This is a genomic window from Streptomyces sp. DF42, from assembly GCF_058267695.1.
The window spans coordinates 5422164-5434895 of sequence record NZ_CM177859.1; the positions used below are offsets into that span (position 1 = coordinate 5422164).

Here is a 12732-nt window from a genome sequence, read left to right on the forward strand (position 1 = left end):
GCGTCCGCCTCCGGTAGGCGTCTGTCTGCTTCCGGTGGGCGCCCGTCCACCTCCGATGGGGCCCGTCCGCTCCCGGCGGCGCGCGTCACGGCTGGGGCACGCGCCCCTGATGCCCCTGTGCCTGATCTGGCGTAATTGATCCCGAAAAGGGCTCCTGTCGGTGGCAGGTGCGAAGCTACCTTCGAGAGACAGGTTCCACGCGTCCTCGGGGGAGGCGCGCTGTCTCGGGGGAGGCACGATGACGGGGGAGACGCCGGACCACGGCGAAGGCAGGGTCATCAACGGGCGGTACCGGCTGCTGCGGACGCTCGGCGCGGGCGGCATGGGCCGCGTATGGCTCGCGTACGACGAGGAGTTGGCCTGCGAGGTCGCGATGAAGGAGATCGCGCTTCCGGACGTGCCGATGGACGCGAGTGAGCCCGCCCAGCGCATCGCGCGCGCCCGCAGCGAGGCCCGGCACGCGGCCCGCCTGCGCGGACATCCGCATGTGGCGACGGTGCACGACGTGGTGGTGCACGAGGGGTTGCCCTGGATCGTCATCGAGTACGTGCCGGACGCGGTCGACCTCCAGGCGGTCGTGCGGCGTTCGGGTCCGCTGCCGCCCGCCCAGGTGGCCCGCATCGGGCTCGGTGTCCTCGACGCGCTCACCGCCGGACACCGCATCGGCATCCTGCACAGGGATGTGAAACCGGCCAACATCCTTCTGGCGTCGGATGCTTCGGGCGACCCCTACGCGCGCGTGCTGCTCACCGACTACGGCATCGCGCTCATGCCGGAGTCGCGCGAGCCGCGGCTCACCGCCACCGCCGGCATCCTCGGCACGCCCGGCTATCTCGCCCCCGAGCGCGCCCGTGGCGAACCGCCCACGCCCGCCGCGGACCTGTTCTCCCTGGGCGCCACGCTGTACGCCGCCGTCGAGGGCCGCGGCCCCTTCGACCGGCACGGCGACTACGCCACCTTGACCGCGCTCCTCGGCGAGGAGCCGGCACCGGCGGCCCGCGCGGGCGAACTGGCTCCCGTACTGCAGGGGTTGCTGGTCAAGGACCCGGTGCGCAGGTCCTCACCGGAGACGGTCGTGCGCGGGCTGGAGCGGGTGATGCAGGCTGCCTCGCCGGCCGGGTGGGGCGGGGGAGCGGTGGCGGGGAGTTTCGGCTCGCCACCGGGAGGCTTCGGGCCGCCCGAGGGGTTCGGCGCGGTGGCGGCGTCCGCCGAGGGGCGCGGCGGGCAGCCGGAGGGCGCGGGCGCCGGTGGCACGCCGGGAGGAGCAGGCCTGGCGCCCGGTGGTGCGGGGGTCTCCCGTGGTCGAGTGGCGGAGGGCCCGCCTCCCGGGCACGTCGGGAGCGCGCCGCCCGCGTTGGACGGCGGTGTGCCTCCCGGGTACGTCGGTGGACCCCCTCCCGGATACGTCGCGGGCGCACCGTACGCCGGCTGGAGCGGCGGTCAGGCGTCGGGCACCCCGCAGACACCCGGCGCGCCACCGGCTCCCCACACCCGGCAGACACCGCACACCCCGGCGGGCGGCCCCGAGATCCCGGGAGCCCGCGCCGCCGGTCCGGCCACGCCGGGAGGGGCGCCCGGCGCGCCGCCGTACGACGTGTGGCGGCAGCCCACCCCGCAGCATCCTGCCGACCCGGCCAACCCGTACGCGCAAGGACCGGGCTCGCCCTGTGCGGGCGGTGGCGCGCAGTCCCCGTACGCGGGAGGCGGCGGTACACCGTCGTACGGCGAACCGGGCACCCCGCCGCCGTATGCGGGTGGCGGCGCGGCACCCCCGGCCGCGGGACCCATGTACGCCACCGGTACCCCGGGCGGCTACTGGAGCGCTCCGACCGCGCCCGGTACGGGCGGTCCGGCGCTGCCTCCTCCGCCGCGGGCGGGGTCCGCCGGGAAGAAGCGGCTGGCGATCGTCGCGCTGGTCGTGGGCGCCCTCCTCGTCATCGCCGGTGGCACCTGGGGGGTCGTCTCGCTGACCGGTCGGGGCCACGAGGGGGGCAAGAACAGCGCGGCCACCAGGAAGTCGCCCTCGGCGAGCGCGTCACGGCGGCCGCCGTCACCGACAGGGCCCGCGTTGCCCTACGGCGGCGTGGTCGGACTCAGCCGGCCGCTGGAGACCGGGGACTGTGTGAAGGCGGTCTGGTCGGGGACGCCGTTCAGGTCGGCGCCGAATCTGGGCGTGGTGGACTGCGCGGACGACTGGCCCGACGGCCAGGTCGTGTCGGTCGACACGGCCACCGACTACGCCGACGCGCGTGCCCAGGGTGCGAAGCGCTGCGGAGACCAGACCAAGACGGTCGTCGACGCGCTGCCGGACGCGGAGGGCTACGCCGTCCTGCCGACCGAGGACGGGTTCGCCGCGGCCGACAGCGGTACGGCATGTCTCGTACTCGGACGGCATGCCGCGATAGGCGGCGAGGTGGGCCGATTCCGGGACGAGGGCTCGAATTTGTGGGTCGGTCAGATGAGTGTCGGTGACTGCTGGGACTACAAGGAAGTCGACGACGGTTACAAGGCGCCGCTCACCGACTGTGCCAAGCCCCACACCGAGCAGGTCATAGGGGCCGTTCAGGCCCCCGACAAAATGAGCTACAAGAAGGGCATCGACAACGCGAACAAGCTGTGCGGCAACAAATTCGAGTCGACCTGGGCGCCGGGGCCCGAGCGCGTCGTGTACGGCTGGGTGGCCGACCGGAGCGACTGGGACCACGGTTTCAGCAAGGCGGTGTGCACGGTGAGCCGGACGGACAACAAGAAGACGACCGGAAAGATACCCGTGCCCGGTTCGGTCTGAGCCGGGCCGCGGTGAGGGCCGGGGACGGGTGACTCCACGGGCCTGGCGGCTCCGCGTTCACCCCGGGTTCGCCTGTGCGCCGTCCGCGCGTGTCAGTCTCCCTGGACTGGGCACCCGCGAAGGGGAGAAAAGGGGCACGGCAAGCCATGGAGAGCGGATCGGCGATCTTCGCCGGAGGGGTGTTCGGCCTGTTCGGAGGGGCGCTGCTGGTGTGGATCGTGGCCCGGGTACGGCACGGCCGGCCCGTCGCCCTCGGTGTGAACCCCGTCGCATCGGCGACCCTCGCGAGCCTTGCCTCGGTGATCGCGCTCGGCCTCGGAACCTGGTGCTTCACAAGGGTCTGAAAGCGGCCCCGGAGCTGCGGCTCGGTTAATTGAGAGGTGATCCTCCGGACAGGTTCGAAAAGGCCGGTGGGCACTCCGGGCGGCAGGAATGGCGGTAGTCGGGTTACCGTTCGAGTGGCCGTTGCGGGCTTTTCCCGTTTGACACGGGGGCGGGATGTACCGTCACACTCCGCAGCGTCACCATGACCCGACCCCGGGACGAAGATCCTGGGGAGGCCCCAGCCTCGACCGGAGAGAAGAGCGAAGTTGTCCCCGACCAGCGAGACCGCACACGGCGGCCGCCGACTCGTCATCGTCGAGTCGCCCGCCAAGGCGAAGACGATCAAGGGCTACCTCGGCCCCGGATACATCGTCGAGGCGAGCGTCGGGCACATCCGAGACCTTCCCAACGGCGCCGCGGAGGTGCCCGAGAAGTACACCGGCGAGGTCCGCCGCCTCGGCGTGGACGTCGAGCACGACTTCCAGCCCATCTACGTGGTCAACGCCGACAAGCGGGCCCAGGTCAAGAAGCTCAAGGATCTGCTGAAGGACTCCGACGAGCTCTTCCTCGCCACCGATGAGGACCGCGAGGGCGAAGCCATCGCATGGCACCTCCTGGAGGTGCTCAAGCCCAAGGTCCCGGTCAAGCGCATGGTGTTCCACGAGATCACCAAGGACGCGATCCGGGAGGCCGTCGCCAACCCGCGCGACCTCAACAAGCGCATGGTCGACGCCCAGGAGACCCGCCGCATCCTCGACCGCCTCTACGGCTACGAGGTCTCGCCGGTCCTGTGGAAGAAGGTCATGCCGCGCCTGTCGGCCGGCCGTGTCCAGTCCGTCGCCACCCGGCTCGTGGTCGAGCGGGAGCGCGAGCGCATCGCGTTCCGTTCCGCCGAGTACTGGGACCTGACGGGCACCTTCGCGACCGGCCGCGCGGGAGATGCGTCGGACCCGTCGTCGCTGGTCGCCCGCCTGCAGACCGTCGACGGCAGGCGCGTCGCCCAGGGCCGCGACTTCGACTCCCTGGGACAGCTGAAGAGCGCGAACACCCTCCACGTCGACGAGGCGAACGCCCGCGCACTGGCCGCCGCCCTGGAGCAGACGCGGTTCTCCGTCCGCTCCGTCGAGTCGAAGCCGTACCGCCGCTCGCCGTACGCCCCGTTCCGTACGACGACGCTGCAGCAGGAGGCCAGCCGCAAGCTCGGCTTCGGCGCGAAGGCCACCATGCAGGTCGCGCAGAAGCTGTACGAGAACGGCTACATCACCTACATGCGTACGGACTCCACGACGCTGAGCGACACCGCCGTGACCGCCGCCCGCGCCCAGGTGACGCAGCTGTACGGGGCCGACTACCTGCCGCCCCAGCCGCGCACGTACGCCGGGAAGGTCAAGAACGCGCAGGAGGCGCACGAGGCGATCCGCCCCTCGGGTGATCGTTTCCGCACGCCCGCCGAGACCGGTCTGACCGGCGACCAGTTCAGGCTGTACGAGCTGATCTGGAAGCGGACCGTCGCCTCCCAGATGAAGGACGCGACCGGAAACTCGGTCACGGTGAAGATCGGTGGCACAGCCGCCGACGGCCGCGACGTCGAGTTCAGCGCCTCCGGCAAGACGATTACCTTCCACGGCTTCCTGAAGGCGTACGTCGAGGGTGCCGACGACCCGAACGCCGAGCTGGACGACCGCGAGCGCCGGCTGCCCCAGGTGGGCGAGGGCGATTCGCTGTCGGCCGAGGAGATCACGGTCGACGGGCACGCCACCAAGCCTCCGGCCCGCTACACCGAGGCCAGCCTGGTCAAGGAGCTCGAAGAGCGCGAGATCGGCCGCCCGTCGACGTACGCCTCGATCATCGGCACCATCCTCGACCGCGGCTATGTCTTCAAGAAGGGCACGGCACTCGTCCCGTCCTTCCTGTCCTTCGCCGTGGTCAACCTCCTGGAGAAGCACTTCGGGCGGCTCGTCGACTACGACTTCACCGCCAAGATGGAGGACGACCTCGACCGCATCGCACGCGGCGAGGCACAGGCAGTGCCGTGGCTGAAGCGGTTCTACTTCGGCGAGGGCACCAACAACGGCAACGCGGCCGAGGCGGGCAACGGCGACGGGGACCACCTCGGTGGCCTCAAGGAGCTGGTGACCGACCTGGGCGCGATCGACGCCCGTGAGGTGTCGTCGTTCCCGGTGGGCAGCGGCATCGTGCTCAGGGTCGGGCGCTACGGCCCGTACATCGAGCGCGGCGAGAAGGACTCCGAGAACCACCAGCGGGCGGACGTGCCCGAGGACCTGGCCCCGGACGAGCTGACCGTCGAACTCGCCGAGGAACTGCTCGCCAAGCCGAGCGGCGACTTCGAGCTCGGTGCCGACCCGGTGTCGGGGCACCAGATCATCGCCCGGGACGGCCGCTACGGCCCGTACGTCACCGAGGTGCTCCCCGAGGGCACCCCGAAGACCGGCAAGAACGCCGTCAAGCCGCGTACGGCTTCGCTGTTCAAGTCGATGTCCCTGGACACGGTGACGCTTCAGGACGCGCTCAAGCTGATGTCGCTGCCGCGGGTCGTCGGCGCAGACGCCGAGGGCCAGGAGATCACCGCGCAGAACGGCCGCTACGGCCCGTACCTGAAGAAGGGCACGGACTCGCGCTCGCTGCAGACCGAGGACCAGCTCTTCACGATCACCCTCGAAGAGGCCCTGGAGATCTACTCCCAGCCCAAGCAGCGCGGCCGCGCGGCCGCCAAGCCGCCGCTGAAGGAGCTGGGCGTGGACCCGGTCAGCGAGAAGCCGGTCGTCGTCAAGGACGGTCGCTTCGGGCCGTACGTCACCGACGGGGAGACCAACGCGACCCTGCGCTCCGGCGACAGCGTCGAGGAGATCACCCCGGAGCGCGGCTTCGAGCTGCTCGCGGAGAAGCGCGCGAAGGCGCCCGCCAAGAAGACGGCGAAGAAGGCCCCCGCGAAGAAGGCTCCGGCCAAGAAGGCGACGGCCGCCAAGAAGACGGCGGCGAAGAAGACCACGACGGCCGCGAAGAAGACGACCGCCAAGAAGACCGCCGCGAAGAAGGCGACTGCTTCGAAGACGGCGTCGGACGAGTGAGCCGAGACGGACAAGTGAACCGGGGCGGACGACCGGGCCGAGGCCACTGAGCCGAGGCGGCGTCTTCCGTCACGGAGACTTCGCAAAACGAACGCCCCGATATCGCTTTGGTGTCGGGGCGCGCGCACGTTCGGACGCGCGCCGCAGGCTGTCAGTCGGTCCCGATAGGCTGAAAGCATGACGCGAGCCGAGCAACCAACGGCCCACCACCCGGCCCCCGACGACGCCCTTGTCGCTGACTCCCGCGAGCGGGCAGTCCGCGCCCTGCTGCGCCGGCCGCAGCTGAGGCGGTTGTGGAGCGCACAGCTCGTGGGATCGGTCGGCGACACCCTCGCCCTTCTTGTGCTGGTGCTTCTCGCCCTTCAAGCGGCGATCGGCGAGGGCTCGTTCGGCGGTGGCTACCGCGGCGTGGCGTTCGCAGTGGCGACCGTTTTCGGGGTACGCATCCTGGCGACGCTGCTCTTCGGAGCCGTCCTGCTCGGCCCCCTGACCTCGCTCACCTCGCAGGAGGGGCCGCTCGACCGCCGCTGGACCATGGTCGGCGCCGACGCCGTGAGGGTCCTCGCGCTGATCGTCGCCCCCCTGTGGATCGACTGGACGCCCGACGACGCGCTGGCCGTCCTCCTGGTGACCGCCTTCGTGACCGGAGTCGCCGAGCGCTTCTGGACGGTGTGCCGCGAGAGCGCGGCGCCCGCGCTGCTGCCCGCGCCGCCCCTGGAGGGCGCGACGGTGCGGCCGCTGCCGGACCACATGGACGCCCTGCGCCGCCTGTCGCTGCGCACGTCCTTCGTGGCGGTCCCTCTCGCGGCGGCCACCCTTGTCGTCGCGGGGCTGCTCAACAACCTGTTGGGCGCCGGGATCGACTGGTTCGGGCAGCACCAGGCGGCGCTCGCCTCGTACGTGGCGGCCGGACTGTTCGCCGCGTCCCTGTCCGTGGTGACGTTCCTGGAGCTGCCCGACACGCGCACCCCGCGCGCGCGTTCGCCGCTGGAGGGGCTGCGCCGCCCCAAGACGGGCACGGGCGTGGACAAGGGCCGTACGGGGGCCATTCCGCTGCTGGTGCTCGCCTGCGCCGCCGTCGCGGGTGCGATCTCCGCGGCCGTCGCCGTCTGCGTGCTGCACGCCAAGGACCTGGGCGGCGGCCCTGTGATGTTCGGGCTGCTGGTCCTCGCGCTGACGGGCGGAGTCGTCGTCGGCATCCGTACGGCACCCTCCGTGCTGCCCGCCCTCTCGCGCCGCAGGCTGCTCGCGCTGGCGATCGCCTTCACCGGCGTCGCGCTGCTGGCGGCCGGCCTCGTCCCGGACGTCACCACGGTCCTGCTGATCGTCGCGCTGGCCGGCATCGGTGCGGGCGTGGCCGCCAACACCGGGCACACACTGCTGGACCAGGAGGCCGAGGACTACCGCCGGGCGCGCACCACGGAGCACCTGCACGCGGTCGTACGGGTCTGTGTCGCGCTCGGCGCGGTGATCGCGCCCGTGGTGGCGGCGGGGATCGGCCCGCACCGGCTGGAGAACGGCAAGTTCGTGTTCACGCACGGCGGCGCCGCGTTCACGCTGATGCTGGTCGGCGCGCTGCTGCTGCCCGTGGCCGCGCTGGTCCTGGCCAAGGTCGACGACCGCTCGGGAGTGCCGCTGCGGCACGATCTGCGGGACGCGCTGCTGGGCGGCGACGACCCGGTCGAGACGCCCACGACCGCCGGTTTCTTCATCGCCCTGGAGGGCGGCGACGGGGCCGGCAAGTCCACGCAGGCCGAGGCGCTCGCCGAGTGGATCCGGGCCAAGGGCCACGAGGTCGTGCTGACGCGCGAGCCGGGCGCGACGCCGGTGGGCAAGCGGCTGCGGTCGATCCTGCTGGACGTGTCGAGCGCGGGGCTGTCCCACCGCGCGGAGGCGCTGCTGTACGCGGCGGACCGCGCGGAACACGTCGACACGGTGGTCAGGCCCGCACTGGAGCGGGGCGCCGTGGTCGTCTCCGACCGTTACATCGACTCCTCGGTGGCTTACCAGGGGGCGGGCCGCGATCTGTCCCCGACCGAGATCGCCCGCATCAACCGTTGGGCGACGAACGGCCTCGTACCACATCTGACCGTGCTGCTCGACGTGTCGCCGGAGATCGCGCGCGAGCGGTTCACGGAGGCGCCGGACCGGCTGGAGTCGGAGCCGGCCGAGTTCCACGCGCGCGTGCGGTCCGGTTTCCTCACGCTGGCCGCGGCCGACCCCGGGCGGTACCTCGTCGTGGACGCCGGCCAGGAGGCCGAGGCCGTCACCACCGTCGTACGGCACCGGCTCGACCAGATGCTGCCGCTGTCCGAGGCCGAGGTGAAGGCCCAGGAGGAGGCGCGGAAGAAGGCCGAGGAGGAGGCCCGGCGCAAGGCAGAGGAAGAGGCCGCGCGGAAGGCCGAGGAAGAGCGTCTGGAGCGCGAGCGCCAGGAACAGCTCGAGCGGCTGCGCGCCGAGGAGGAGGAGCGCAAGCGGCGCGAGCTGGAGGAAGCGCAGCGGCGCGAGGCCGAGCGGCAGGCGGAGGAGGCCCGGCTGCGGGCCGAGGAAGCGCGCCGCCGTGCCGAGGAGGAGCAGGCACGACTCCTCGCGGAGGAGAAGGCACGCGCCGAGGAGGAAGCCCGACGCAAGGTCGAGGAGGAGCGGCGGCGCAAGCAGGCCGAGGAGGAGGCCCGGCTGCATGCCGAGGCCGAGGCACTGCGCCTGGAGAAGCAGCGCAAGGCCGAGGAGGCGCTGCTGCGGGCCGAGGAGGCCAGGCGGCTCGCCGAGCAGGCCGCGGCCGCCGCGGACGCGGGGCCCAGGCAGCCGACGGCGCCCGCGGCTCCGCCGGAGGCGTCCACCGTGCCGACGCCTGTGGTGACGCCGACCAACGCCTCGGGCGGGCCGGTGGAGGAGACCGCGGTACTGCGCCCGGTGCGGGATGAGCGGCAGCGCGGAGCGCGAAGCGACCGTCCGGTCGGCGAGTCCGAGTCCGAGGTGACGGCGCAGCTGCCGCAGCCGCCGGCACCCGCGGGGGCCGCGGACGAGACGGCTGTGCTGCCCCCGGTGAGGCCGGGTGCGGCGGACGAGACAGCGGTACTGCCGCCGGTCGTGCCGGGTGCGGCCGACGAGACGGCCGTGCTGCCACCGGTGCCTTCCGCGTCCGCGGACGAGACCGCCGTGCTGCCTCCCGTGCGCGGCGACGATCCCGCGCATCGGGTTCCGCCGGGGTTCTTCCGGGACGAGCAGCAGGCGGCACGGCCGGACGGGGGCGAGGACCGTACGCGCGAGATGCCGCAGGTCAGTGCCGAGGGAGAGCCCCGGCGACGGGCGCGCTCCGACTGGGCCGAGGAAACTCCGCTGGACGATCTGCCGACGCTGGCGGACGAACTGCTCGGCCCGCGCGAGGACGACGACGATGCGGGCCGGGGGCGCCGGGGCCGCGGGCGTCGCGGCTGAGGCCACCAGGGCCGAGGGCCTCGGGGCAGAGAGCACCGGGGCTCAGGGCGCCGAGGCCGAGGCCGGTCGCCCGACCGTCGTTGTCAGTGCCACCCCGCACAATGGATCCCGCAACGTGAGACATGACGAAGGGGCGGGGTGAGTTCATGACCGTCTGGGACGACCTCGTCGGCCAGGAGAAGGTGGCCGAGCAGCTCAACGCCGCTGCCCGGGACGCCGACGCGCTGGTCACCGCGGCCGCCACCGGCGCGCCGCCGCCCGAGGCGTCGAAAATGACGCACGCGTGGTTGTTCACGGGGCCGCCGGGCGCCGGGCGGACCCGGACGGCGCGGGCGTTCGCCGCCGCGCTGCAGTGCGTCAGCCCCGACCGCGCGCTCGGCGGGACCCCCGGCTGCGGGTTCTGCGACGGCTGCCACACCGCCCTCGTGGGCACGCACGCGGACGTCACCACCGTCGCCGCCGTCGGCGCACAGATCCTCGCCGACGACATGCGTGACACCGTCCGCAAGTCGTTCACGTCACCGGCGAACGGCCGCTGGCAGGTCATCCTCGTCGAGGACGCCGAGCGGCTGAACGAGAAATCGGCCAACGCCGTGCTGAAGGCAGTCGAGGAGCCCGCGCCGCGCACGGTCTGGATGCTCTGCGCGCCCTCCGTCGAGGACGTGCTGCCCACCATCCGCTCCCGCTGCCGCCACCTCAGCCTGCTGACGCCCTCGGTGGATGCCGTCGCCGACATGCTCGTACGGCGGGAGGGCATCGAACCGCCCGTCGCCGCCATGGCTGCGCGCGCCACGCAGGGGCACGTAGACCGGGCCCGCCGCCTGGCCACCGACCCGGCCGCCCGCGAGCGCCGCGCCGCCGTGCTGAAGCTGCCGCTGCGGGTCGCGGAGATCGGCGGCGCGCTCAGGGCCGCCCAGGAACTCGTCGACGCGGCCGCCGAGGACGCCAAGCAACTCGCCGAGGAACGGGACGGCAAGGAGACCGAGGAGCTGAAGGCGGCCATGGGTGCGTCCCAGGGCGGCCGGATGCCGCGCGGTACGGCGGGCGTGATGAAGGACCTGGAGGACAAGCAGAAGCGCCGCAGAACGCGTACGCAGCGCGACAGCCTCGATCTCGCCCTGACCGACCTCACCGGTTTCTACCGTGACATCCTCGCCCTCCAGCTCGGCTCCCGGGTAGCGATCGCCAACGTGGACGCCGAGGACGCCCTGGAGCGCCTCGCCCGCGAGACCTCTCCCGAGTCCACCCTCCGCCGCATCGAGGCGATCGCCGCCTGCAGCGACGCCCTCGACCGCAATGTCTCCCCGCTGCTCGCGGTGGAGGCGATGGCCATGGCCCTGAGAGCGGGCTGACGGGCGCACGGGGCCCCGCTCCGTCCAGCTCTGTCCAGTGATCAACGGGAAGTTGACGGTGTCATTCGTACGGGCCACGGTGGGCACGGAAGGCATTCACATGACTGCGGAGAGTTACGCTCGCGAGATGTACATCTGGCGCAGCTCCCGTCCCTGCCGGCCCCGAACCGCCGCCACCCTCCTCGCCGCGGCCGCGCTGCTCGTCTCCGCCTGTTCCTCCGGAGGCACGGCGAGCACCAGCGGCAACGCGGCGGACGCCGCCCTGGCCGCCCTGCCGCAGTCGACGCCGTCCACCCTCTCGTCGTACTACGGGCAGAAGCTGAGCTGGCGCACCTGCGGAGTCCCCGGTTTCCAGTGCGCCACGATGAAGGCGCCGCTCGACTACGGCAGGCCGGGCGACGGGGACATGCGGCTCGCCGTCGCCCGCAAGAAGGCGACGGGCAAGGGCAAGCCGCTCGGTTCGCTGCTGGTGAACCCGGGCGGGCCGGGAGGCTCGGCGATCGGGTACCTGCAGCAGTACGCCGCTGTCAGCTACCCGGCGAAGGTCCGCGCCCGTTACGACATGGTCGCGATCGATCCGCGCGGCGTCGCCCGCAGCGAGCCCGTGGAATGTCTCAACGGCCGGCAGATGGACACGTACACACAGACGGACGCCACGCCCGACAACCGAAAGGAGGCGGGCCAACTCGTCGGCGCGTACGAGAAGTTCGCGGAGAGCTGCGGGAAGCACTCGGCGAAGCTGCTGCGGCATGTCTCCACCGTCGAGGCGGCTCGCGACATGGACATCCTGCGAGCGGCGCTCGGGGACTCGAAACTGACGTATGTGGGGGCGTCGTACGGGACGTTCCTCGGGGCGACGTACGCCGGACTGTTCCCCCACCGGGTGGGCCGGCTGGTGCTGGACGGCGCGATGGACCCCTCGCTGACCGCGCGCCGCATGAACCTGGACCAGACGGCGGGATTCGAGACGGCGTTCCAGTCCTTCGCCAAGGACTGCGTGCAGCAGACGGACTGCCCGCTCGGCCGCAAGGGCACCACGCCGGCCCAGGTCGGCGAAAACCTCAGCGCCTTCTTCAAGAAGCTGGACGCGCACCCCGTGCCCACCGGTGACGCCGACGGCCGCAAGCTCGGCGAGGCCCTCGCCACCACCGGCGTGATCGCGGCGATGTACGACGAGGGCGCGTGGGCGCAGCTGCGCGAGGCGCTGACGTCGGCGATGAAGGAGAACGACGGCGCCGGCCTGCTCGTCCTCTCCGACAGCTACTACGAGCGCGACGCCGACGGCCGCTACTCGAACCTGATGTCCGCCAACGCCGCCGTCAACTGCCTCGACCTCCCGGGCGCCTTCTCCGGCCCCGGCCAGGTGGAGAAGGCGCTCCCGTCCTTCGAGGAGGCATCCCCGGTCTTCGGTGAGGGCCTCGCGTGGGCCTCCCTGAACTGCGCGTACTGGCCGGTGAAGCCCACGGGCGCACCGCACCGCATCGAGGCGGAGGGCGCCGCGCCCATCGTCGTGGTCGGCACCACCCGCGACCCGGCGACCCCGTACCGCTGGGCCCAGTCCCTGTCCCGTCAGCTCTCCTCCGCCCGCCTCCTCACCTACGAGGGCGACGGCCACACCGCCTACGGCCGCGGCAGCACCTGCATCGACTCCACGATCGACGCGTACCTGCTCCGCGGGACGCCTCCGACCAAGGGAAAGCGCTGCTCATAGGGGGTGCGGGGGGTCCCGTCCGGTCTCGGA

6 protein-coding genes are annotated in these 12732 nt (G+C 72.4%); all 6 read left to right on the forward strand.

Annotated elements, in window-relative coordinates; translation table 11 throughout:
* Positions 1-238: 238 nt before the first annotated feature.
* The 6 genes from ACYUED_RS24815 to ACYUED_RS24840 all read left to right on the forward strand — a co-directional run bounded on the left by ACYUED_RS24815 (position 239) and on the right by ACYUED_RS24840 (position 12702).
* Positions 239-2788 carry a serine/threonine-protein kinase gene (locus ACYUED_RS24815; protein ID WP_491285153.1) on the forward strand — a complete coding sequence of 850 codons (2550 nt, stop codon included), beginning with the start codon at positions 239-241 and terminating at the stop codon, positions 2786-2788.
* 146 nt (positions 2789-2934) lie between these two features.
* Positions 2935-3132, forward strand: a complete 198-nt coding sequence (locus ACYUED_RS24820; protein ID WP_491285155.1) for a hypothetical protein — start codon at positions 2935-2937, stop codon at positions 3130-3132.
* Between the two features lie 246 nt (positions 3133-3378).
* The gene (gene topA, locus ACYUED_RS24825) at positions 3379-6201 is read left to right on the forward strand and encodes a type I DNA topoisomerase (RefSeq protein WP_491285157.1); all 2823 of its coding nucleotides are present in this window, start codon (positions 3379-3381) and stop codon (positions 6199-6201) included.
* 177 nt (positions 6202-6378) lie between these two features.
* Positions 6379-9639 (forward strand): dTMP kinase, encoded by a 3261-nt coding sequence (gene tmk / locus ACYUED_RS24830; protein WP_491285159.1) that lies wholly within the window; start codon positions 6379-6381, stop codon positions 9637-9639.
* A gap of 146 nt (positions 9640-9785) precedes the next feature.
* Complete coding sequence (locus tag ACYUED_RS24835; protein WP_491285161.1) at positions 9786-10991, forward strand: DNA polymerase III subunit delta'; 1206 nt, start codon at positions 9786-9788, stop codon at positions 10989-10991.
* Positions 10992-11118: 127 nt separating this feature from the next.
* Positions 11119-12702: an alpha/beta hydrolase gene (locus ACYUED_RS24840; RefSeq protein ID WP_491285163.1), complete on the forward strand. Its 1584-nt coding sequence runs from the start codon at positions 11119-11121 to the stop codon at positions 12700-12702.
* Positions 12703-12732: the final 30 nt, after the last annotated feature.

Coding starts and splice junctions, on each gene's coding strand:
- ACYUED_RS24815 (WP_491285153.1), top strand. CDS start 239: ATGACGGGGGAGACGCCGGACCACGGCGAAGGCAGGGTCATCAACGGG.
- ACYUED_RS24820 (WP_491285155.1), top strand. CDS start 2,935: ATGGAGAGCGGATCGGCGATCTTCGCCGGAGGGGTGTTCGGCCTGTTC.
- tmk (WP_491285159.1), top strand. CDS start 6,379: ATGACGCGAGCCGAGCAACCAACGGCCCACCACCCGGCCCCCGACGAC.
- ACYUED_RS24835 (WP_491285161.1), top strand. CDS start 9,786: ATGACCGTCTGGGACGACCTCGTCGGCCAGGAGAAGGTGGCCGAGCAG.
- ACYUED_RS24840 (WP_491285163.1), top strand. CDS start 11,119: ATGTACATCTGGCGCAGCTCCCGTCCCTGCCGGCCCCGAACCGCCGCC.